This window comes from Microbacterium sp. ABR10, from assembly GCF_057812175.1.
Window position 1 is genome coordinate 1,074,798 of the sequence record NZ_CM173821.1, and the last position, 22,210, is coordinate 1,097,007.

Consider the following 22,210-nt stretch of genomic DNA (forward strand, 5'->3'; position numbering starts at 1 on the left):
ACATGGCTCATCTCTGGCGCGGAGTCCTCCGCGAATACGCCGACCGTCTGGGCGTCACCGACGCCTCCACCGTCGTCACCCTCGGCGAGGGCGGTACGCCCCTCATCCCGGCCCCGGCCCTGTCGCGCCGTACCGGCGCCGACGTGTGGGTGAAGTTCGAGGGAATGAACCCGACGGGCTCCTTCAAGGACCGCGGCATGACGGTCGCCCTCTCGCGCGCCGTCGAGCACGGCGCGAAGGCCGTCATCTGCGCCTCGACCGGCAACACCTCGGCCTCGGCCGCGGCCTACGCCGCCCACGCCGGCATCACCGCCGCCGTGCTCGTGCCCGAGGGCAAGATCGCGATGGGCAAGCTGAGCCAGGCGGTCGCCCACAACGGTCGTCTGATCCAGATCCGCGGCAACTTCGACGACTGCCTCGAGATCGCGCGCGAGCTCGCCGACCACTACCCGGTGCACCTGGTCAACTCGGTCAACCCCGACCGCATCGAGGGGCAGAAGACCGCCGCGTACGAGGTCGTGGAGCAGCTGGGCGACGCACCCGACTTCCACTTCATCCCCGTGGGCAACGCCGGCAACTACACCGCGTACTCGCGCGGCTACCGGGAAGAGGCCGCCCGCGGCGTCGCCACCCGCGTGCCCCGCATGTTCGGGTTCCAGGCCGCAGGTTCCGCGCCGCTCGTGCGCGGCGAGGTCGTGAAGAACCCCGAGACGATCGCCAGTGCCATCCGCATCGGCAACCCCGCGTCGTGGGACCTCGCGCTCGAGGCGCGCGACGCCACCGACGGCTGGTTCGGCGCGATCGACGACGACGGCATCCTCGAGGCGCAGAAGATCCTCGCGGGCGAGGTCGGCGTCTTCGTCGAGCCCGCTTCGGCGATCAGCGTCGCGGGCCTGCTCGACCGCGCGGAGGCGGGGATCGTCCCGGCCGGCGCGAAGGTCGTGCTGACCGTCACCGGTCACGGTCTCAAGGACCCGCAGTGGGCGCTTCGCAAGGCCGACGGCACCGACGTGAAGCCCACCGTCGTCGACGCGACCACCTCGGAGGTCGCCTCGGTGCTCGACCTGCAGCCGGTGACCGCGTGAGCTCAGGCCCCGGTCGCCGAGTCGCGGTCCGCGTTCCCGCTACGAGCGCGAACCTCGGGCCCGGCTTCGACACCCTCGGTTTGGCGCTGAGCGTGTACGACGATCTCACCGTCGAGCAGATCGAGGGCGACGGCCTCGAGATCGAGGTCGCGGGCGAGGGCACGGCCGACGTGCCGCGCGACGCGTCGCACCTCGTGGTGCGCGCGATGGCGCACACGTACGCGTCGGTCGGCCGCACCCTCCCGGGGCTGCGGCTGACCGCGCACAACGTCATCCCGCACGGGCGCGGCATGGGCTCGTCGGGAGCCGCCGTGGTCGCCGGCATCCTCGCCGCGAAGGGTCTGCTCGAGGGCGAGGTCGCCTTCAGCGACGTCGACCTGCTGCGCCTGGCCACCGAGCTGGAGGGGCACCCCGACAACGTCGCACCGGGCCTCTTCGGCGGTCTGACGATCGCGTGGATGGATGCCGCCGGCCCGCAGCACAAGCAGCTGATCGTCCACCGTGGCGTGTCGCCGCTGGTGTTCGTGCCGGGCTTCACGATGTCGACGGCCGTCGCCCGAAGCCTGCAGCCCCTGCAGGTCCCGCGCGAGGACGCGGTGTTCAACGTCTCGCGCTCGGCCCTGCTGATCGCCGCGATGACGCAGAGCCCCGAACTGCTCATGGCGGCCACCGAAGACAAGCTGCACCAGAACTACCGCGCGCAGGCCATGCCCGAGACCGACCGGCTCGTTCGAGCGCTCCGTGCCGAGGGATACGCGGCCGTGGTCTCTGGGGCGGGCCCCAGCGTTCTGGTCCTCGCCGACGGACCCGGGCAGCGACTCGAAGCCGCTGATCTCATGGCATCCGTGGTCGACACCCCGTGGCAGGCGCTCATGCTCGCCGTCGACGTCAAGGGTGGTACAGTGAAAAACGCAGAGGGTTCCGCGTAAGTTCGCGAATCTGAGCCTCTGCACCACCTGCGAAATCCGCAACACATCGCGAACCCGGTATCGGCTGCAATCTCCCGAACCGCTGGTGTCTCTTCGTCTGCGATCTGCACGGCGAAGCGCGATCTGACACGTTTCATTCTGAGGAGCACTCGTGGAGTCCATCTCCGAGACCCATTCCGTCGACGCGCCCGAGGGCGCCGAGATCCCCGCCGAAGAGCAGCCCACGGCTGACGCGCAGGGCACCGCAACGCCGGACACCGACACCGAGCCGAGCACGGTCGACACCGCGACGACCAAGGGCACGGACGCCCCGGACACCGCGGCCGCCGACGCGCAACCTGAGGCATTGTTCGCCGACGACACTCTCGTCGCCGACGGCCCTGCTGCAGAGGCCGACGTTGCGGAAGCCGACACCGCGGCCGCCGACGCTGCCACCCCGGCGGACGAGACGGCATCCGCCGCCGCCTCCGCGGCGGAGCCGACTGCCGAGGCCGCCGCCGAGCCCGCCGTCGAGTCTGCACCCGAGGAGGCCGCCCCGGCGGAGAAGCCCGCACGCGCCCCGCGCAAGCGAGCCCCCCGTCGCGCGACGACCGCCACCGCCAAGGAGAAGGCGGCCGCCGAAGCCGCTGCCGCCGCTGCCGAGGCTGCCGCCGCCGAGGCCGTCACCGACGTCGAGGCTTCGGCCGACGCCGCGTCGGACGAGACGTCGACCACCCCCGTCACGACCGCGGCCGACGTGGCCGAGGATGCAGCGACCTCCGAGGAGACCCCGGTCATCGCCGAGGCAGTCGACGCACCGAGCGACGACGCGCCGGTCGCGGACGTCGCCGTCGAAGAATCCGATGCACCGGAGCCCGTGGCAGAGGCCGACGCGAACGACGGCGAGAACGCCGCCTCCGACAACGCCGAGCAGGCCGATGAGACCCCGGCTCGTGGTCGTGGCCGAAGCCGCTCGCGCAACCGCAACCGCAACAAGCCCGACGCCGCCGAGAAGGCCGAAGCCGGCTCCGACGACGCCGAGGCGCCCACGCAGGGTGGCCAGCGCGAGGGCGGCCAGCAGGGCGCGTCGCAGCGTGACAACGCGCAGCAGGGCGGCCAGCGCGACAACGGCCAGCGCGAGAACGGTCAGCGCGACAACGGCCAGCGCGACAACGGCCAGCGCGACAACGGTCAGCGCGACAACGGCCAGCGCGACAACGGTCAGCGCGACAACGCACAGCGCGAGAACGGTCAGCGCGAGAACGGTCAGCAGGGCGGCGCTTCGCAGCGCGACAATGCGCAGCAGAGCGGTCAGCAGGCCCAGCAGCAGCAGGGCGCGGCGAACAGCCGCAACCGTCAGCGCAACAAGCGCCGCGGCCAGAGCACCACGGGCGACGAGTTCGAGACCGAGATCGGCGAGGACGACGTGCTCGTCCCCATCGCCGGCGTGCTCGATGTGCTCGACAACTACGCGTTCGTGCGCACCACCGGCTACCTGCCCGGTCCGAGCGATGTCTACGTCTCGCTCGGCCAGGTCAAGAAGTACAACCTGCGCAAGGGTGACGCCGTCGTCGGCGCCATCAAGCAGCCGCGCGAGGGCGAGCAGCAGGGGCGCCAGAAGTACAACGCGCTCGTGCAGGTCGATTCGATCAACGGCCTGTCGGTCGATGACGCCGCCGCCCGTGTGGAGTTCAACAACCTCACCCCCCTCTACCCCCAGGAGCGTCTGCGCCTGGAGACCGGTCCTGAGAAGCTCACGCAGCGCATCATCGACCTGGTCGCCCCGGTGGGCAAGGGCCAGCGCGGGCTGATCGTCGCGCCTCCGAAGGCCGGCAAGACCATCGTTCTGCAGCAGATCGCCAACGCGATCGCCACGAACAACCCCGAGGTCCACCTCATGGTCGTGCTCGTCGACGAGCGCCCCGAAGAGGTCACCGACATGCAGCGGACCGTCCGCGGCGAGGTCATCGCCTCGACGTTCGACCGGCCGGCCGAAGACCACACCACGGTCGCCGAGCTCGCCATCGAGCGTGCGAAGCGCCTGGTCGAGCTCGGCCGCGACGTCGTCGTGCTGCTCGACTCGATCACCCGTCTGGGTCGCGCCTACAACCTGGCCGCGCCGACCTCTGGCCGCGTGCTCTCCGGTGGCGTCGATGCCTCGGCGCTGTACCCGCCCAAGCGGTTCTTCGGCGCCGCGCGCAACATCGAGAACGGCGGATCGCTCACGATCCTCGCCACCGCGCTGGTGGAGACCGGCTCGAAGATGGACGACGTGATCTTCGAGGAGTTCAAGGGCACCGGCAACAGCGAGCTGCGCCTGAACCGCCAGCTCGCCGACAAGCGCATCTTCCCGGCTGTCGACGTCAACGCGTCGAGCACCCGCCGCGAAGAGATGCTGTTGTCGAACGACGAGGTCAAGATCACCTGGAAGCTCCGCCGTGCCCTGGCCGGTCTCGAGCCCCAGCAGGCCCTGGAGGTCGTGCTCGGCAAGCTCAAAGAGACCCAGTCGAACGTCGAGTTCCTCGTGCAGATGCAGAAGTCGATCCCGGCGCCCGCGCGCGGCGGGGATGACAACAGCATCCGCTGACCCGGATCGCGAACGCCATGTCGGTGCCCGCGATGTTCGAGTCGGTGCGGAGCCTCCTCGACGAGCACAAGGCCGTCCAGGAGGAGCTCTCCGACCCGGCCGTGCACGCCGACGCCGCGCGCGCCAAACGCGTCAACCGGCGGTACGCGGAGCTGTCGCGCATCGTCTCGGCCCATGAGACGTGGGTCTCGGCATCCGATGATCTGGACGCCGCGCGTGAACTTGCTCGCGAGGACGCCGCGTTCGCCGACGAGGTGCCGGGGCTGGAGCAGCGGGTCGCAGAGACGCAGGAGCGTCTGCGGCGCCTGCTCATCCCGCGCGACCCCGACGATGCGCGTGACGTGATCATGGAGATCAAGGGCGGCGAGGGCGGGGCCGAGAGCGCCCTGTTCGCGGCAGACCTCCTGCGCATGTACCTGCAGTACGCGGCGTCCATGGGGTGGAAGACCGAACTGCTCGAGCGCACCGAGAGCGATCTGGGCGGATACAAAGACGTCCAGGTCGCGATCAAGGGCTCGTCGAGCGATCCGGCGCAGGGCGTATGGGCGCACCTGAAGTACGAGGGCGGCGTGCACCGCGTACAGCGTGTGCCGGCGACGGAGTCGCAGGGCCGCATCCACACCTCGACGACCGGTGTGCTCGTCTTCCCCGAGGTCGACGAGCCCGAAGAGGTCGGCATCGACCCCAACGATCTCAAGATCGACGTCTTCCGCTCGTCGGGTCCCGGAGGGCAGTCGGTCAACACGACCGACTCTGCGGTGCGCATCACACACGTGCCCACGGGCATCGTCGTATCGATGCAGAACGAGAAGTCGCAGCTGCAGAACCGCGAGGCCGGTATGCGTGTGCTGCGCGCGCGCCTGCTCGCGAAGCAGCAGGAGGAGCGCGACGCGGTCGCCGCCGACGCGCGAAAATCGCAGATCCGCGGTATGGACCGCTCCGAGCGCATCCGCACCTACAACTTCCCCGAGAACCGGATCGCCGACCACCGCACCGGCTACAAGGCGTACAACCTCGACCAGGTGATGGACGGTGCCCTCGGCCCGATCATCGAGTCGGCCATCACTGCCGACGAAGAGGCGCGGCTCGCGGCCCTCGCCGACGGCTGACCGACCGGCCCCCTCCGTGGGCGACCCAGGAGTCAGACGTGCGTCCCGCACCTCGGCGCGGTTCCCCGCTGCAGAGCCCGGCCCGGCCGGCGAGGGCGAGCGAAGGGGGGAGGGCCCGCGGGCCCTCCCCCCTCATGCACCGTGTCGGCGCGTGCTCGTCAGCGGCAGCTGATCGCAGCGTAGGCGGCGGTGATCGTGCGCGAGCCCGACGCGCCCGCGGCCGTCACCTCGACCGAACCGGCCGCGACCGTCGAGGTGCGCACGGTGGTGGCCGTGGAGACCGAGGCCCCGGGGGCGACGGCGGTATGCGTCTTGTCGCCCCACGCCGTGCTCACGGTGAGGTCGGCGACGGCGTCGCTGTCATTGGTCGCTCGCGTGGTGATGAAGACCTTGCCCGCAACGCACCGGGTGGATGCGACGGCGCTCACGGCGGGTCCCGGGGGAGCCGTGGCGGTGATGGTCGCGATCGCCGGTGTGCCGGCCGAGGTGGCGAGCTGTCCGCGTACCTGGACGGTGTCGCCGGCCTTCTTCAACGACGACAGGTCGGCCTTGTCCCACGTGACCGCGACGGTCTCGCGGTGCCCGTCCTTGAAGGTGGCCTGCACTGTTCCGGGGAGCGCGACGTCGGCGGATCCGGCCTGCACGGTGGCGGCGACCGGGTCGATCGAGGTCACGAGCAGCGACGGATTCCACTTCGCGGCGAGGGCGTCGCGCTCCTTCGCCGTGATGGCGAGGATCGAGCCGTGGCGGGGTGAGGCCGGCAGCGAGAAGCTGCTCGGGATCGTCCACTGGATGTCACCCTCGAGCGAGTTCGTCCCGAGGGGGATGTACCCGCGTCCGCCGTAGTTGTCGACCCAGAGGAAGTACTTGTACCCGGCGCGGTCGCCCTCGTTGGCCTTGAAGATCTCGGGACCTTCGACCTCGGGGGTGCCGGCGGTGCGGCCGATGCAGGTGTCGATGAGCGACCAGGCGCCGGATGCCGTCGTGGCGCGGAAGTCGGTCGACTTCTGCGCGATGATGTCGGGTGAGGCGCAGCCGCTGGTCTGGGTCGCCTTGGTGAAGCGGTACCAGGTGTCACCCTCCTTCAGCACGGTGGAGTCGATTAGTCCGCTGCCGCCGTTCAGCCCGGGCACGTCGGCGGCCTTGAACCACGGCTGGGGGGTGGTGAAGTCGCGGAAGTCGCGCGTGGTCGAGATGAGGATCTGCGGGCCGTTGCCGTCGGCGACGTTGCGGGCGGTGCCGTCGGTGAAGAGCGACGACGTCCAGTAGACGGTGTAGGCCTCGATGCTCTCGTCGTAGATCGCTTCGGGGGCCCAGGTCATGCCCGCATTGGGCAGGTTGACCTCGACGTGACGCTGCTCGCCCCAGTTGACCAGGTCGGTGGACTCCCAGATCTCGAGGTGATGGCTGCCGCGGTCCGTCGAGCCACCCCAGCCGGAGGTGCCGACCGACAGGTCGGTGGCCAGCAGGAAGAACCGGTCGCCCTCTTTCGATCGCAGGATGAAGGGGTCGCGCAGGCCCGTCGTGCCCTTGGTCGAGCTGAGGACGGGCTGTGCGTCGTTGAGCGTCTTCCAGCGCAGCGAGTCGTTGCCGTCAGAGGTCGCGAAGCGGATCTTCTCGCCCTGGATGTTGTCGCCGGTGAAGTACGCGAAGAGGTACGCGTCCAGGTCGCCGGCCGCGACGGGGGCCGCGGCGGGAACGGTACGCACGAGTGTACGAACGAGCGGCGCGGTGCCGTTGACGGTGACCGTCGCCGTCAGCGTGACCTGTGTGTCGGCGGCGGGGCGCGTGACGGCGCCCTTGGCGACGACGTTCGGGGCGGTGCCCTTGTCGGTCGTGGAGATGACCGCTTCGTTCGACGAGGACCACGTGATGGCGGCGTTCGCCGCTCCCGAGCGTGTAGCGGTGGCGGCCACGTCGGCGCCGGTCGTCGGCAGCGTGACGCTGCCGCGGATCGGCCCAGCCAGAGCGGCATCGTCGGCGACGCCGTCGGCGACGGCGCGGGCCAGTTCGGCCTGTGCACTGTCACCCTGGGCGTACGCAGGAACTTTCACGGTGATGGTCGATCCGGCGACAGCGGTGCCGCCGTGGGTGGCGGTGGGCGTCAGGATGACGGTGGCATCGCCGGCACCGGCGGCCGGGCGGACGACCGCTCCGGTGGTGCTGACGACCCCGGGGTTGCTGGAGGCCCACGTGATGGCCGAGCCGCCCGCACCGGTGGTCGGCAGCGTGAGGGCGGAGGTGACGTTGGAGGTGTCGCCGAGCGAGACGGCCGCGTCGCCGCGCGCGATGCCCGCGTGCACATCGCCCTCGGTCTGCTGCAGCTGACGCGCGGACAGAGCCGAGGTCCACACCTTCACGTCGTCGATGGCACCGGCCCAGTACGCGTCAGGCCCATAGAACGACTTCCCGAGATAGCCGGAGAACGTCGAGCTGCCGATCGCCGCCGATGCGGTGTACGTGGTCGCGGCCTCACCCACCAGGGCGCCGTCGAGGAAGGTCTGGACGGTCTTGCCACCGGTGACGACGACTGCCATGTGCACCCAGCGCGAGGCGGCGACCGGGGCGGCGCCCGAGGCGCGCACCTCGGAGCCGTTCTTGATGGCGCCATAGCCGGAGGTGCCGCACTGCGTGGTGGCGAGGATGTGAGTGTTGACGCTGGCGCCGAGCGTGAACGGCCAGGTGCACTGCGGCGCCCCGCTCCACCGGATCCACGCCGACATCGTCACGTCGGACGTACCCGCGGGGATGAGGCCGGGGGCGATGCGCACGTGCGGCGCCGCGGCGGTGCTGGCCCCGCCGGGCAGCGACAGCGCCAGGTCGCCCGCGGCACCGCTCGGCCCTGCGACGCTCGTCGCGCCGCCGTTCACGATCGAGCCGGCGTGGTTGCCGGGGGCGGTGTCAGCGATCGTCGCGCCGTTGGCCGGGCGCGCGTCGATCTGATCGAAGGTGTACTCGAGGGCCGGTGCCGGCACCGTCTCGGCCGCGATCGCGGCCGACGCGGGCGTCAGCATCGCTCCCAGGCTCGCGACGGCGAGCGAGACGGCGAGGATCCGGCGCGACGAGCGCGTCTTCTCAGCTCGAATGGGCGGGTGATCAGACAGCATGGGTGTCCCTTCGGGAAACGGTCGGCATCGACTCGTGCTCCGCGGGTTCGGCGTCGAACCCGGTTCGGAGGCTGTGGCGCTGCTCAGGCTAGCGCGAAATGTTTCCGCTAACAACAGGTCACCACCGCAGGCGACGACCTCGCGGCATCCCCACTCCGCATCAACCGCCGTGAAACGTGGTCACGCACCGGTCGGTTCGTTCGATGCGGGCTCAACCGTTCCGCGCGCCAGCACGGCACGCACTCGTCAGGCGTCCCAGACCGGCGGGTGGGGGAGTGGCCCCCGACGCCCTTCGAGCTGCGCGGCGAGAGCGAGCAGCGTCGCTTCGCCGCCCGGACGGCCGACGAGCTGGACTGAGACCGGGTGGCCGGTGGCATCCATCGTGAGGGGCACGGTCACCGCGGGAAGACCCACGACGTTGACGAAGCTGGAGTACGGCGCGTACTCGACCTGCATCGCGAACGTGCGCTCGGGCGAGTGCCCCTCATACGTCCCGATCGGCTGCGGCGGTTGCGCGAGGGCGGGGGTGAGCACCGCGTCGAACGCCGAGAAGTCCGTGACCGTCCGCCGTTCGAACGCCCGGGCCGCCGCCAGGCCGTCGAGCAGGTCGAGCGCCGACAGACGTCGCCCCTCCTGCACGAGCCAGGCGGTGAGAGGCTCGACGAGGGCGAGATCCTCGTGGCTCAGGGGGATCCGCGCCGCGCTCGCGCGCCACAGCACTCGGAAGAGTGCGGCGTATCCCCGCGGACGCCACGCGGCATCCTCCACGTCGTGTCCGCTGTCGCTCAGCCAGGCGGAGGCCGTCTCGAACGCCGCACGGGCGTCGGGATGGAGGCGGATGTCTTCGTCGTCGTCCCACGGGGAAACCGTGGTCTTTCCCACACGGAGCCCGGTCGTCTCTCGCCGTGCGGCGTCGACGAACGGACCGCTCCCGGGTGCTGCCGTGGCATACGTGAACGGCGCCAGGCCGACGAGAGCGTCGAGGAGGTGTGCCGCATCCTCGGCGGAGCGGGCGATCGGGCCCGTCACGGAGAGCCCGTCGGGGGAGTCGAAGCCCGAACCGATCGGAAGTCGCCCCCGTGAGGGTTTCAATCCGACCACCCCGACCGTTGCGGAGGGGATGCGGATGGAGCCGCCGCCGTCGGAACCCACCGCTGCGGGCAGGAACCCCGCCGCGACCGCGACGGCCGCGCCGCCGCTCGACCCGCCGGCGCCGGCCGACGGCATCCACGGATCGCGGGCGGGGGCGTGGATCAGCGGCTCGGTGAACCCGGTGAGCCCGAACTCCGACGTGCTCGTCTTGCCCACGTTCACCGCACCGGCGGCGTCGAGGGCGCGTGCGAGGGGATCGGATGACGTCGGCACGTGGTCCACGCGCGATCGCGAGCCGTAACGGGTGGCGACGCCGGCGCGGGCGACGAGGTCCTTGTCGGCGAGGGGGACACCCCACAGCGACCCCGCCGGGGGATGCGGGAGCGAGGTAGCGCGATCCCGAGCGGCGCCCGCGGTCACCTCGGCGAACGCGCCGAGCTCGTCCAGTCGTTCGATGCGGTCGAGGTAATGTGCGGTCACCTCGGTCGGGGAGAGCTCGCCCACGCGCAGCGCCTCGGTCTGGGCGACGAGCGACAGATCGTGCAGGCGTGGCATGAATCGAGCCTACGGCGCGGGTCGGGTCGACCCGCGCCGCGGAACTCCCGTCAGATCCAGTACTCCGGGGTCGTCAGCAGGGCACGGGTGTCTTCACCGCTCCGGCGCATCCGCGCCTTGGCCGGCACACCCACGAGCACGCTGTCGGCGGGGGCGTCGCGGGTCACCACGGCGTTCGCGCCGACCACCGTCCCGGCTCCCAGGGTGATGGGACCGAGGATCTTCGCCCCGGCGCCCACGGCGACCCCGTCGTGAAGTGTGGGGTGCCTCTTGCCGCCCTCGCGCTGCCGGCCGCCGAGGGTGACGCCGTGGTACAGCATCACGTCGTCGCCCACCTCGGCCGTCTCGCCGACGACGACACCCATGCCGTGGTCGATGAAGAAGCGCCGCCCGATCGTCGCGCCCGGATGGATCTCGACACCGGTCAGCCACCGGGTCACCTGCGACAGGGCCCGCGCCGGAAAGCGCAGACCCCGTCGCCACAGACGGTGGGCGATTCGGTACGACCAGACGGCGTGGAGCCCCGGGTACAGCAGGGCGATCTCGAGTGCGCCGCGCGCCGCGGGGTCGCGGAGCTTGGCGGAGGAGATGTCTTCGCGGATGCGGGAGAGGACCCCCACCGTCAGTCTTCGCGCAGGTGCTCGTACAGCGCCGTCGAGAGGTAGCGCTCGCCGTACGACGGGATGATCACGACGATGTTCTTGCCGGCTGCCTCGGGACGGCGGGCGACCTCGAGGGCGGCCCAGATGGCCGCGCCCGACGACATGCCGACGAGGATGCCGTCTTTGGCGGCCGTTTCACGGGCCAGGCGGATGGCGTCGTCGAACTCGACGTCGATGACCTCGTCGAGGATCTCGCGGTCGAGGATCGCGGGGACGAAGTTCGGGCCGATGCCCTGGATCTTGTGCGGGCCGGGGTGGCCCTTGGTGAGGATGGGGGAGTCGGCCGGCTCGACGGCGACGATCTGCACGCCGGGGACGCGCTCCTTGAGCACCTGACCGACGCCCGTGATGGTGCCGCCCGTGCCGATGCCGGCGACGAAGTAGTCGACCTTGCCCTCGGTGTCGCGCAGGATCTCCTCGGCCGTCGTGCGGCGGTGGATGGCCGGGTTGGCCTCGTTCTCGAACTGACGTGCCCAGACGGCACCAGGGGTCTCGGCGACGATGCGCTTGGCCTCGTCGACCGCGTGCGACATGCCCTTGGTGGGGTCGGTCAGCACGAGCTCTGCGCCGAAGGCCTTGAGCAGGATGCGGCGTTCCTTCGACATCGAGGCGGGCATGGTCAGAACGACCTTGTACCCGCGCGCCGCCCCGACCATCGCGAGGGCGATGCCGGTGTTGCCGCTGGTGGACTCCACGATGGTGCCGCCGGGCTTCAGCTCACCCGATGCCTCGGCCGCGTCGACGATCGCGATGCCCAGGCGGTCCTTGACGCTGGATGCCGGGTTGTAGAACTCCAGCTTCAGCAGGATCTGCGCCTCGGTGCCCTCCGCGACGCGGTTCAACCGCACGAGGGGGGTGTCGCCGAATGCGGAAGTGATGTCGGGGTGAATGCCGGGCATGGGGCGCCTTTCGCCGTCTGTCAGAACGCGATCATCCTAGGCGAGGCGCCCGGGTCCGAGATCGTTGTGTGACGCTGCGCTACTAGGCTGGGGTTCCGTCATGCCCGAGACGCACTCGCCCCCGCCCTTTTCCCCTCGCGTCGCCGACGTCGTCCGCGAGACCGCCCGCCGATTCGATGCGGCCGGAGTCCCCGACGCGCAGGTCGACGCCGAGCTGCTCGTCGCCCACGTGCTCGACACCTCGCGTGGGGGAGTGCAGGCTGCAGCAGTCCGTGGGGATCGGATTCCGCCCGCCGCCGCCGCGGGACTGGCCCCGCTCGTCGACCGACGTTGCCAGCGCGAGCCGCTGCAGCACCTGACGGGCGTCGCCCCGTTCCGCTCCCTCGAGTTGGCGGTCGGCCCGGGCGTCTTCGTGCCCCGGCCCGAGACCGAGATGGTGGCCCAGCTCGCGATCGACGCGCTCCGCGGAGTGGCATCCGAGTCCCCCATCGCGGTCGACCTCGGAACCGGCAGCGGCGCGATCGCCCTCGCGATGGCGACCGAGGTGCCCCACGCGCGCGTGTTCGCCGCCGAGAACTCGGTCGACGCGTTCATCTGGACCAGGCTCAATCACTCCCGTGTCGGCGCCGACAACCTCACCCTCGCTTTCATCGATCTGGCGGCCGCGTTCCCCGAACTGGACGGGACCGTCTCGGTCGTGGCCTCCAACCCGCCGTACGTGCCCGACGATGCGATCCCGCGCGATCCCGAGGTGCGTCTCTACGACCCGCCGGCGGCCTTGTACGGCGGCCCCGACGGACTGGATGCCGTGCGTCGACTCAGTCACGTGGGTCTGCGTCTGGCCCATCCCGGCGGCACAATCGTGCTCGAGCACGGGGAGTGGCAGGGTGAGGCGATCCGCGGCATCCTGACCGCCGACGGATGGCGCTCGGTCGCCACGCACCTCGACCTGACGATGCGCGACCGCGCGACGACGGCCGTTCGTCCGTGACTGCGCTCTCAGCAGGGCACGACTAGACTTACGCGCGACATGTCACCCGTCTACGACTGCCGTGACGAGTCGCAGCTGCTGTCCGGGATGCGCCACGCGCGCCAGGCGATCGGCCGAGGCGAACTCGTCGTGCTCCCCACCGACACCGTCTACGGAATCGCCGCCGACGCGTTCAATGCGCGCGCCGTCGCAGGGCTCCTCGAAGCGAAGGGCCGGGGGCGCCAGCAACCACCGCCCGTGCTCGTGCCGGGGGTGGCGACCCTGCGCGCCCTCGTCGCCGAGATCCCTCCCGCCGTCGACGACCTCGTGCGCGAGTTCTGGCCCGGCGGGTTGACCATCGTCCTGCCCGCACAGCCCTCGCTGTCGTGGGACCTCGGCGACACCCACGGGACGGTCGCGGTGCGCATGCCCGCGCAGAAGCTGACGCTCGAGCTGCTGGAGGAGACGGGCCCCCTCGCCGTCTCGAGTGCGAACCTGACCGGCATGGCGGCCGCCGTCGACATCGACTCCGCCCGCGACATGCTGCGTGACAGCGTCGCCGCCTACCTCGACGCCGGTCCCAGTGAGACGGGCGTCGCCTCGACGATCGTCGATGCCACAACCCTGGTCGGCGGTGCCGAGCCCCAGGTGCGCGTGCTGCGCGAAGGCGCCATCTCGCGCGAGCGTCTGCGTGCGGTGCTCGGCGATCTGCTCGAGCCCGACCCGGAGGACGGCGACGTCAGCCCCATCGCGCCCTCGGTCGAACCGTCGCCGGATTCCGAGGCGCCGGGTCCGTGACCCAATATCTCCTCATCATCCTGTTCACGGCGGCGGTCACGCTCGCGTTGTCGTGGGTGGTGTGGAAGCTCGCTCTGCGGTTCAAGCTCTATCCCGGCATCCGGGATCGCGACGTCCATCAGACGCCGACGCCCCGTCTGGGCGGAGTGGCGATGTTCCTGGGTGTCGCGGCGGCATTCGCCTTGTCGAGTCGCAACCCTTATTTCGCAATACTCTGGGCCGACCCGGTGCCGGTGCTCTCGCTCCTGGGCGCCGTACTCCTCATCGTGCTCGTCGGCGTCGCGGATGACCTGTGGGACCTCGACTGGATGATCAAGCTCGGCGCGCAATTCGTCGCCGCCGGCATCATCGCGTGGTTCGGGCAACTTCAGATCCTGTCCTTGCCGATCGGGGCGCTCACGGTCGGGTCGGGGTGGGTGAGCTTTCTGCTCACCGTCTTCGCCCTCGTGGTCGTGATGAACGCCGTCAACTTCATCGATGGCCTCAACGGCCTCGTCGCGGGTGTCTGTCTGATCGCCAACGGCGTGTTCTTCGCCTACTCCTACCTCCTGGTGCGTGACACCGGAGCCAGCACCTACTTCAACCTCGCCTCGTTCATCGCCGCCGTCCTCATCGGGGCGTGCGTGGGGTTCCTGCCCATGAACTGGACGCCGGCGAAGCTGTTCATGGGCGACGCGGGCGCGCTCATGCTGGGACTCCTCATGGCCAGTTCGGCCATCGCCATCACCGGTCAACTCGATCCGGCCGTGCTCGACCCCGAGAAGATCGGTCGCTCGCAGCTCCTCGGTGCCTTCATCCCGATCCTGCTGCCGGTCGTGATCGTGCTGCTTCCCCTGCTCGATTTCGGCCTCGCGGTCCTGCGACGTCAGTGGGCCGGTAGGTCGCCCTTCTCGCCAGATCGCAAGCACCTCCACCACCGCATGCTCGACATGGGCCACAGCGACCGCGACGCGGTGCTCATCTTCTACAGCTGGACCGCAGTGGTCAGCCTGGCGTTCCTGCTGATGTACATCGGAACCCAGCAGAGCTGGCCCGGCGACTACCTGATCGGTGTCCTGTTCGGCCTCACCGGTGTCGCCGCGTGCGCCGTGCTGACACTCCTTCCCTCACAGCACCGTCTACGGCGGTTGACCCGTCGTGCCCGACCCATCCGACCGGAGACCCCCTCATGAGCAGCGCCACGCCCGAAGCCCGTCGACCCCTTTCGAGTACGCCGGTGCTGCGCACCGCCCTGGTCTGGGGCGGGATCGTGACCGCCGTCCTGCTCGTGGTGGGCGCCGCCGTCGGCTTCGGCGTCGGGGGAGCGCCCGGTCTCGGCAGCGCACTGGCGGGAGTCGCCGTGAGCGCGATCTTCCTGGCCGTGACGGCGACCAGCATCCTGGTGGCCAACCGGTGGTACGGCGATCCGCTCTACGTCCCCATCTTCTTCGGGATCGTCCTCGGCGGCTGGCTGCTCAAGCTGATCCTGTTCATCGTCGCCATCGCCGTGCTGCGGGGGCAGGATTGGGTCGACCTCGTCGTCTTCTACGTCGCGCTCGTGATCAGCGTGCTCGCCTCGCTGGCGGTGGACGTCGTGGTGCTCATGCGCATGCGCATCCCCAGCGCCAGCGACGTCACCCTGCCCACCGATCCCGACGCCGGCGACCGCCGCGCGTGAGTTCGCGGGGCGCATAGTCCACGACGAGGGCCGCCGCCGCGCATTAGTCCGGCGGCGAGAGGATCCTCCGGCCCGACACGTGGACAGCCTGGGAGTTTGATAGGGTGGCATTCGTACCCACCCGCGATCGGAACTCTTTTCCAGGTCTCCTCATCGGGTACCATCACCGACCATCGTCGCAACGGTTCACACCGATGCCCCGAAGCTGGAGCCAGCGCTGACTACTCAAGCTGCGACCCTGATCACGAACTTCGCGTCCGCGGGTGCCGAGTTCCACCCGCCGTCCATCTCGGAGTTCTTCCCCGATGCGGTGCTGTTCGAGGGCACGATCTTCGCGATCACGCGTATCAACCTCACGCAGATGCTGGCGACGCTCGCCCTCGTTCTTTTCCTCGTGCTCGGCACGCGGCGTATGAAGATCGTCCCCGGTCGCTTCCAGAGCGTCGCTGAGATGGGACTCGACTTCGTGCGCGTCAACATCGCCGAAGACATCCTGGGCAAGAAGGACGGGCGTCGGTTCCTGCCCATTCTCACCACGATCTTCTTCATGGTGCTGTTCATGAACATCACCGGCGTCATTCCCGGTCTGAACATCGCCGGTACCAGCGTCATCGCCGTGCCCATGCTGCTCGCGATCGTCGCCTACGTCACGTTCATCTACGCGGGCATCAAGAAGAGCCCCGGCGGCTTCTTCAAGAACGCCCTGCTGCCCTCGGGCGTGCCGTGGCCGCTGTACATCATCATCGTCCCGCTCGAGTTCCTCTCGACCTTCATCATCCGCCCCGTCACGCTGACGCTGCGTCTGCTGATGAACATGGTCGTCGGTCACCTCATGCTCGTGCTGTTCTTCTCGGCGACGCAGTTCTTCGTCGTCGGGCTCGGCGGCTGGTGGACGGCGCTCGGCGCCGGATCCCTCGCCTTCGGTCTCGCCTTCACCCTGTTCGAAATCTTCGTCGCCTTCCTCCAGGCGTACGTCTTCGCGATCCTCACCGCGGTCTACATCCAGCTCGCGGTCGCAGAAGAGCACTGAGCGGCCCGGCGCACGCCGAGCCACCCAACGAAAGGAAAAAACCCGTGGACGCAACTACGGTTCTCGCCCAGGTCACCGGTAACGTCGCCACGATCGGCTACGGCCTCGCCGCCATCGGCCCCGCCATCGGTGTGGGCATCGTCGTCGGCAAGACGATCGAGGGTGTCGCCCGTCAGCCCGAACTCGCGGGCCGCCTCCAGGTCCTGATGTTCATCGGTATCGCCTTCACCGAGGCGCTCGCCTTCATCGGTATCGCGACCGGCTTCATCTTCACCTGATCCGGCCGCTCTCGACTCACTGTAAGGAGACAGGATGCTGAACGCTCTTGTCACACTCGCCGCGGAGCCCGCGGGCGAGGAAGCGCAGAACCCGCTCCTGCCTGCCGCGTACGACATCCTCTGGTCGTTCGTGTGCTTCGTCATCATCGCCGTCGTGGTGTGGCGTGTGGCTCTGCCGCGCATGGCGAAGCTGCTCGACGAGCGCAGTGCTGCCATCGAGGGCAACATCGCCAAGGCCGACGAGGCCCAGCGACAGGCCGAGGCCGCCCTCGAGGAGTACACCGCCCAGCTCGCCGAAGCGCGCAAGCAGGCCGGCGAGATCCGTGAGGGCGCGACGCAGGACGGTCGGAAGATCGTCGCTGAGGCGAAAGAGACGGCTGCCACCGAGGCAGCACGCATCACCGCCAGCGCGCACGCGCAGATCGAGGCCGAGCGTCAGACGGCTCTCGTGCAGCTGCGCTCGGAGGTCGGCACCCTCGCGGTCGACCTCGCGGGCAACGTGATCGGCGAGACGCTGACCGACGACGCGCGTGCGAACGCCGTGGTCGACCGCTTCCTTGCCGAGCTCGAGGCCTCCGAGAAGGCGGCCAAGTAATGGGCAGCGCGACCACTCAGGCCCGGACCGCGACGACGGAGGCACTGGCCTCCACGTCGGGCGTCGATCTCGACGTCGCGCGCGAGCTGTTCGCGGCCGTCGCCGCCGTGAGCGGTTCGGCGCAGCTGAGCGGCGCGCTGTCCGACTCGTCGGTGCCGCCCGCTGTCCGTGCGGGTCTCGTCTCGGCGGTCTTCGGTCCGTCGTACCAGCCGGCGACGGTTGCGCTGCTCTCCAGCGCCGCTCAGCAGCGCTGGTCCAACTCCGGCCAGTTCATCGAGGGGCTCGAAGAGCTCGCGGTGCAGGCGACCTCGGTCGCCGAGCCGGCCGACATCGAGGCGGAGCTGTTCGCCTTCTCGCGGACGGTCGCCTCCAACGGCGAGCTCGAGCTCGCGCTGGGCGGTCGCCTCGGCGGCGCCACGGCGAAGGGCGACCTCGTCTCGAAGCTGCTCGATGGACGCACGAGCGCCGGTACTGCGCTCATCGTCTCGTCGCTGGTGAAGCACGCCCGCGGTCGCCGGGTGCGCGCCCTGCTGCGCCGGGCCGAGCGCATCGTCTCCGACCAGCGTGCGCGCATCGTCGCGACCGTGTACGCCGCGGCCCCGCTGAGCGACGACCAGCAGGCCCGCCTGCAGAACTCCCTCAGCGCGCGATACGGCTCAGCGGTCACGCTGAACACCGTGATCGACCCGACGGTGCTCGGCGGACTGCGTGTGCAGGTCGCCGACGATGTCATCGACGCGAGCGTGTCCGCACGTCTCGCCGATCTCCGCCAGCGGATCGCCGGCTAAAGACTTTCCGCCCGAGCGGGCGTGGATCTGGGGGCCGAGTGCCCCACGAACGAAGGAAGACAATGGCAGATCTCTCTATCAGCCCCGACGTCATTCGTGACGCGCTGAAAGACTTCGTCACCGCCTACGAGCCGAACGGCGCCGCGGCGACCGAGGTCGGCGCCGTCGTCGACGCGGCCGATGGCATCGCGCACGTCGAGGGCCTTCCCGGCGTGATGGCCAACGAGCTCATTCGCTTCGCGAACGGCACGCTGGGTCTGGCGCAGAACCTCGACGAGAACGAGATCGGTGTCGTCGTGCTCGGCGAGTTCTCCGGTATCGAAGAGGGTCAGAGTGTGACCCGCACGGGTGAGGTCCTCTCGGTCGGCGTCGGTGACGGCTACCTGGGTCGCGTCGTCGACCCGCTCGGAAACCCGATCGACGGTCTCGGTGAGATCGCGACCGAGGGTCGTCGTGCACTCGAGCTCCAGGCTCCCGGCGTCATGCAGCGCAAGAGCGTGCACGAGCCGCTGCAGACGGGCATCAAGGCCATCGACGCAATGATCCCGGTCGGACGCGGACAGCGTCAGCTGATCATCGGCGACCGCCAGACCGGTAAGACGGCCATCGCGATCGACACGATCATCAACCAGCGCGCGAACTGGGAGTCCGGCGATGTCGACAAGCAGGTGCGCTGCATCTACGTCGCCATCGGCCAGAAGGGTTCGACCATCGCCTCGGTGAAGGGTGCCCTCGAAGATGCCGGCGCGATGGAGTACACCACCATCGTCGCGGCCCCGGCCTCCGACCCCGCGGGCTTCAAGTACCTCGCTCCCTACACCGGTTCGGCCATCGGCCAGCACTGGATGTACGGCGGCAAGCACGTTCTCATCATCTTCGACGACCTGTCGAAGCAGGCCGAGGCCTACCGCGCCGTGTCGCTGCTGCTCCGTCGCCCGCCGGGCCGCGAGGCGTACCCCGGTGACGTCTTCTACCTGCACTCGCGTCTGCTCGAGCGTTGCGCGAAGCTGTCCGACGAGCTCGGTGCCGGCTCGATGACGGGTCTCCCCATCATCGAGACCAAGGCCAACGACGTCTCGGCGTACATCCCGACCAACGTGATCTCGATCACCGACGGCCAGATCTTCCTGCAGTCCGACCTGTTCAACGCCAACCAGCGCCCCGCGGTCGACGTGGGTATCTCGGTCTCGCGCGTGGGTGGCGACGCCCAGGTGAAGTCGATCAAGAAGGTCTCGGGCACGCTGAAGCTCGAATTGGCCCAGTACCGCTCGCTCGAAGCGTTCGCGATGTTCGCGAGCGACCTCGACGCGGCGTCGCGTCGTCAGCTGGCCCGTGGTGCGCGTCTGACCGAGCTGCTCAAGCAGCCGCAGTACTCGCCCTACCCGGTCGAGGAGCAGGTCGTCTCGATCTGGGCGGGCACGAACGGAAAGCTCGACACCGTCGAGGTCTCCGACGTGCTCCGCTTCGAGCGCGAACTCCTCGACTACCTCCGTCGCAACTCGACGGTGCTCGACACCCTGCGCGAGACCAACGCGCTCGGCGACGACACCCTCGCCGAGCTCGAGAAGCACGTCGATGCCTTCTCGAAGGAGTTCCAGCCCGGCAAGGACCAGAGCGTCGTCGGCGCCGAGAAGGTCGACGCCGCCGGGGCGGAAGACGTCAACCAGGAGCGGATCGTCAAAGGCCGTCGCTGAGTAGCGACGACACGAGAACGGAATCATGGGCGCACAACTGCGGGTCTACAAGCAGAAGATCTCTTCTGCTCAGACGACCAAGAAGATCACGAAGGCGATGGAGCTCATCGCGGCCTCTCGCATCCAGAAGGCGATGGCGCGTGTGCGCGCGGCGTCGCCTTTCGCGAAGGCCGTGACGAACGCCGTCTCCGCCGTGGCGACGTACTCGTCGGTCGATCACCCGCTGACGACCGAGCGCGAGAACATCCGCCGATCGGCCGTGGTCATCTTCACGTCCGATCGCGGTCTCGCCGGTGCGTTCAACTCGCAGATCCTCCGAGAGGGTCTCGAGTTGTCCGAACTGCTGCGGTCGCAGGGTAAAGAGGTCGTCTACTACCTGGTCGGGCGCAAGGCCGTCGGATACTTCCAGTTCCGTCGCATGCCGAGCGTCGCGCAATGGGTGGGCGACACCGACACTCCGCAGTTCTCGACGGCGGAAGCCATCTCGGATGCCGTCCTCGAGGCGTACCGGGCTGGCGGCGAGAACGACGGCGTCGACGAGATCCACCTCGTGTACAACCGTTTCGTCAGCATGATGACCCAGTCGCCGGAATCGGTGCGACTCCTTCCCCTCGAAGTGATCGAGGCGGACGAAGCGCCGTCCCAGTCCGAGGTCTACCCGCTGTACGAGTTCGAGCCCGACGCCGAGACCGTGCTCGACGCGCTCCTGCCGACCTACGTGCAGAGCCGCATCTTCAACGCCCTCCTGCAGTCGTCGGCCGCGAAGCACGCCGCGACCCAGAAGGCCATGAAGTCGGCGAGCGACAACGCCGACAAGCTCATCACCGACTACACCCGCCTGCGCAACAACGCGCGTCAGGCGGAGATCACGCAGCAGATCGCCGAGATCGTCGGCGGCGCCGATGCCCTGGCATCCGGCAAGTAAGTTCCCAAGGAGAGAAGAAGCCATGAGCCTCACCGCCGAGAAGACCGACGCGGCCGTCGTCGGACGCGTCGCGCGCGTCACCGGCCCGGTCGTCGACATCGAGTTCCCGCATGACGCGATCCCCGAGATCTACAACGCGCTGAAGACCACGATCACCATCGGTGATCAGTCGACCGAGATCACCCTCGAGGTCGCCCAGCACCTCGGTGACGACCTCGTCCGCGCCATCTCGCTCAAGCCCACCGACGGCATGGTCCGCGGCCAGGAAGTGCGCGACACCCGCGGCCCCATCTCGGTGCCCGTCGGAGACGTGACCAAGGGCAAGGTGTTCGACGTCACCGGTGAGGTGCTCAACGGCGTCCCCGGTGAGACCATCGAGGTCACCGAGCGCTGGGGTATCCACCGCAAGGCGCCGAGCTTCGACCAGCTCGAGTCCAAGACCGAGATGTTCGAGACCGGCATCAAGTCGATCGACCTTCTGACCCCCTACGTGCAGGGTGGAAAGATCGGCCTGTTCGGTGGCGCCGGTGTCGGCAAGACCGTCCTGATCCAGGAAATGATCCAGCGCGTCGCGCAGGACCACGGTGGTGTGTCGGTGTTCGCCGGTGTCGGTGAGCGCACCCGTGAGGGCAACGACCTCATCGCCGAGATGGAAGAGGCGGGTGTCTTCGACAAGACCGCACTCGTGTTCGGCCAGATGGACGAGCCGCCGGGAACGCGTCTGCGCGTTGCCCTGTCGGCCCTGACGATGGCGGAGTACTTCCGCGACGTGCAGAAGCAGGACGTGCTGTTGTTCATCGACAACATCTTCCGCTTCACGCAGGCCGGCTCAGAGGTTTCGACGCTGCTCGGTCGCATGCCTTCGGCCGTGGGTTACCAGCCCAACCTCGCCGACGAGATGGGTGTGCTCCAGGAGCGCATCACCTCGACGCGCGGCCACTCGATCACGTCGCTCCAGGCCATCTACGTGCCCGCCGACGACTACACCGACCCGGCCCCGGCAACGACGTTCGCGCACCTCGATGCGACGACCGAGCTCTCACGTGAGATCGCCTCGAAGGGTCTTTACCCGGCCATCGACCCGCTGACCTCGACGAGCCGCATCCTCGACCCCCGCTACATCGGTGCCGACCACTACCGCGTCGCCACCAACGTGAAGCAGATCCTCCAGAAGAACAAGGAACTGCAGGAGATCATCGCGATCCTCGGTGTCGACGAGCTCTCGGAAGAGGACAAGATCGTCGTGTCGCGTGCACGTCGTATCCAGCAGTTCCTTTCGCAGAACACCTACATGGCGAAGAAGTTCACCGGCGTCGAGGGCTCCACGGTCCCGATCAAGGAGACGATCGAGTCGTTCGACGCCATCGTCAAGGGCGACTTCGACCACGTCGCCGAGCAGGCGTTCTTCAACGTCGGTGGCATCGCCGACGTCGAGGCCAAGTGGGCGCAGATCCAGAAGGAGAACGGCTGA

19 protein-coding genes are annotated in these 22,210 nt (G+C 69.2%); 15 read left to right on the forward strand and 4 right to left on the reverse strand.

The features are described 5' to 3' along the window. Positions 1 to 2 precede the first annotated feature (2 nt). From thrC to prfA, 4 genes are all read left to right on the forward strand, one after another. A complete protein-coding gene (gene thrC / locus ACXKZF_RS04865) occupies positions 3 to 1,085 on the forward strand; it encodes a threonine synthase (protein ID WP_055958129.1) in 1,083 nt (360 codons plus the stop codon). Continuing rightward, positions 1,082 to 2,014, forward strand: coding sequence for a homoserine kinase (gene thrB, locus ACXKZF_RS04870; RefSeq protein WP_055958126.1), 933 nt, complete (start codon positions 1,082 to 1,084; stop codon positions 2,012 to 2,014). The genes thrC and thrB overlap by 4 nt, the downstream gene beginning before the upstream one ends. Positions 2,015 to 2,165: 151 nt before the next feature. Further along, positions 2,166 to 4,580, forward strand: a complete 2,415-nt coding sequence (rho, locus tag ACXKZF_RS04875; protein ID WP_488985564.1) for a transcription termination factor Rho — start codon at positions 2,166 to 2,168, stop codon at positions 4,578 to 4,580. Between the two features lie 32 nt (positions 4,581 to 4,612). After that, on the forward strand, positions 4,613 to 5,689 hold the full coding sequence (gene prfA / locus ACXKZF_RS04880) for a peptide chain release factor 1 (RefSeq protein ID WP_488985968.1): 1,077 nt from the start codon (positions 4,613 to 4,615) through the stop codon (positions 5,687 to 5,689). A gap of 158 nt (positions 5,690 to 5,847) precedes the next feature. Here prfA and ACXKZF_RS04885 read toward each other — a convergent pair whose 3' ends face one another. From ACXKZF_RS04885 to cysK, 4 genes are all read right to left on the reverse strand, one after another. Next, positions 5,848 to 8,796, reverse strand: a complete 2,949-nt coding sequence (locus tag ACXKZF_RS04885) for an immunoglobulin-like domain-containing protein (protein WP_488985565.1) — start codon at positions 8,794 to 8,796, stop codon at positions 5,848 to 5,850. 246 nt (positions 8,797 to 9,042) lie between these two features. Then, positions 9,043 to 10,443 (reverse strand): amidase, encoded by a 1,401-nt coding sequence (locus ACXKZF_RS04890; RefSeq protein ID WP_488985566.1) that lies wholly within the window; start codon positions 10,441 to 10,443, stop codon positions 9,043 to 9,045. 50 nt (positions 10,444 to 10,493) lie between these two features. Further along, entirely contained in the window at positions 10,494 to 11,063 is a 570-nt protein-coding gene (gene epsC, locus ACXKZF_RS04895) for a serine O-acetyltransferase EpsC (RefSeq protein ID WP_055958113.1), read from the reverse strand. Between the two features lie 2 nt (positions 11,064 to 11,065). Then, positions 11,066 to 12,004 (reverse strand): cysteine synthase A, encoded by a 939-nt coding sequence (gene cysK, locus ACXKZF_RS04900; protein ID WP_055958110.1) that lies wholly within the window; start codon positions 12,002 to 12,004, stop codon positions 11,066 to 11,068. Positions 12,005 to 12,104: 100 nt separating this feature from the next. Between cysK and prmC the strand changes: the two genes are divergently transcribed. The 11 genes from prmC (at position 12,105) to atpD (ending at position 22,210) form a co-directional block, all read left to right on the forward strand. Continuing rightward, on the forward strand, positions 12,105 to 12,995 hold the full coding sequence (prmC, locus tag ACXKZF_RS04905) for a peptide chain release factor N(5)-glutamine methyltransferase (RefSeq protein WP_488985567.1): 891 nt from the start codon (positions 12,105 to 12,107) through the stop codon (positions 12,993 to 12,995). A 39-nt stretch (positions 12,996 to 13,034) separates the two neighbouring features. Then, positions 13,035 to 13,772, forward strand: coding sequence for an L-threonylcarbamoyladenylate synthase (locus ACXKZF_RS04910; RefSeq protein ID WP_055958105.1), 738 nt, complete (start codon positions 13,035 to 13,037; stop codon positions 13,770 to 13,772). Then, positions 13,769 to 14,944 carry an MraY family glycosyltransferase gene (locus ACXKZF_RS04915; protein WP_055958102.1) on the forward strand — a complete coding sequence of 392 codons (1,176 nt, stop codon included), beginning with the start codon at positions 13,769 to 13,771 and terminating at the stop codon, positions 14,942 to 14,944. Before ACXKZF_RS04910 ends, ACXKZF_RS04915 begins: the two co-directional genes overlap by 4 nt. Positions 14,945 to 14,988: 44 nt before the next feature. Continuing rightward, positions 14,989 to 15,429: a Cg1360 family ATP-synthase-associated protein gene (locus tag ACXKZF_RS04920; protein WP_488985568.1), complete on the forward strand. Its 441-nt coding sequence runs from the start codon at positions 14,989 to 14,991 to the stop codon at positions 15,427 to 15,429. Between the two features lie 310 nt (positions 15,430 to 15,739). After that, positions 15,740 to 16,459, forward strand: coding sequence for a F0F1 ATP synthase subunit A (gene atpB / locus ACXKZF_RS04925; protein WP_374108661.1), 720 nt, complete (start codon positions 15,740 to 15,742; stop codon positions 16,457 to 16,459). A 44-nt stretch (positions 16,460 to 16,503) separates the two neighbouring features. After that, the gene (atpE, locus tag ACXKZF_RS04930; protein ID WP_043360904.1) at positions 16,504 to 16,737 is read left to right on the forward strand and encodes a F0F1 ATP synthase subunit C; all 234 of its coding nucleotides are present in this window, start codon (positions 16,504 to 16,506) and stop codon (positions 16,735 to 16,737) included. A gap of 34 nt (positions 16,738 to 16,771) precedes the next feature. Continuing rightward, on the forward strand, positions 16,772 to 17,332 hold the full coding sequence (locus ACXKZF_RS04935; RefSeq protein WP_055958096.1) for a F0F1 ATP synthase subunit B: 561 nt from the start codon (positions 16,772 to 16,774) through the stop codon (positions 17,330 to 17,332). Continuing rightward, positions 17,332 to 18,120 carry a F0F1 ATP synthase subunit delta gene (locus ACXKZF_RS04940; RefSeq protein ID WP_055958093.1) on the forward strand — a complete coding sequence of 263 codons (789 nt, stop codon included), beginning with the start codon at positions 17,332 to 17,334 and terminating at the stop codon, positions 18,118 to 18,120. The genes ACXKZF_RS04935 and ACXKZF_RS04940 overlap by 1 nt, the downstream gene beginning before the upstream one ends. Before the next feature lie 62 nt (positions 18,121 to 18,182). Beyond that, positions 18,183 to 19,814, forward strand: a complete 1,632-nt coding sequence (gene atpA / locus ACXKZF_RS04945) for a F0F1 ATP synthase subunit alpha (protein ID WP_055958091.1) — start codon at positions 18,183 to 18,185, stop codon at positions 19,812 to 19,814. Between the two features lie 25 nt (positions 19,815 to 19,839). Then, the gene (locus tag ACXKZF_RS04950) at positions 19,840 to 20,739 is read left to right on the forward strand and encodes a F0F1 ATP synthase subunit gamma (RefSeq protein ID WP_055958088.1); all 900 of its coding nucleotides are present in this window, start codon (positions 19,840 to 19,842) and stop codon (positions 20,737 to 20,739) included. A 22-nt stretch (positions 20,740 to 20,761) separates the two neighbouring features. After that, positions 20,762 to 22,210 (forward strand): F0F1 ATP synthase subunit beta, encoded by a 1,449-nt coding sequence (gene atpD / locus ACXKZF_RS04955; protein WP_055958085.1) that lies wholly within the window; start codon positions 20,762 to 20,764, stop codon positions 22,208 to 22,210.

What these genes read in the sequence shown, in the direction of transcription:
- ACXKZF_RS04940 (WP_055958093.1), top strand. Translation starts at nt 17,332, where the DNA reads ATGGGCAGCGCGACCACTCAGGCCCGGACCGCGACGACGGAGGCACTG.
- ACXKZF_RS04935 (WP_055958096.1), top strand. Translation starts at nt 16,772, where the DNA reads ATGCTGAACGCTCTTGTCACACTCGCCGCGGAGCCCGCGGGCGAGGAA.
- ACXKZF_RS04890 (WP_488985566.1), bottom strand. Translation starts at nt 10,443, where the DNA reads ATGCCACGCCTGCACGATCTGTCGCTCGTCGCCCAGACCGAGGCGCTG.
- thrC (WP_055958129.1), top strand. Translation starts at nt 3, where the DNA reads ATGGCTCATCTCTGGCGCGGAGTCCTCCGCGAATACGCCGACCGTCTG.
- prmC (WP_488985567.1), top strand. Translation starts at nt 12,105, where the DNA reads ATGCCCGAGACGCACTCGCCCCCGCCCTTTTCCCCTCGCGTCGCCGAC.
- ACXKZF_RS04910 (WP_055958105.1), top strand. Translation starts at nt 13,035, where the DNA reads ATGTCACCCGTCTACGACTGCCGTGACGAGTCGCAGCTGCTGTCCGGG.
- cysK (WP_055958110.1), bottom strand. Translation starts at nt 12,004, where the DNA reads ATGCCCGGCATTCACCCCGACATCACTTCCGCATTCGGCGACACCCCC.
- atpA (WP_055958091.1), top strand. Translation starts at nt 18,183, where the DNA reads ATGGCAGATCTCTCTATCAGCCCCGACGTCATTCGTGACGCGCTGAAA.
- ACXKZF_RS04950 (WP_055958088.1), top strand. Translation starts at nt 19,840, where the DNA reads ATGGGCGCACAACTGCGGGTCTACAAGCAGAAGATCTCTTCTGCTCAG.
- ACXKZF_RS04885 (WP_488985565.1), bottom strand. Translation starts at nt 8,796, where the DNA reads ATGCTGTCTGATCACCCGCCCATTCGAGCTGAGAAGACGCGCTCGTCG.
- prfA (WP_488985968.1), top strand. Translation starts at nt 4,613, where the DNA reads ATGTTCGAGTCGGTGCGGAGCCTCCTCGACGAGCACAAGGCCGTCCAG.
- atpD (WP_055958085.1), top strand. Translation starts at nt 20,762, where the DNA reads ATGAGCCTCACCGCCGAGAAGACCGACGCGGCCGTCGTCGGACGCGTC.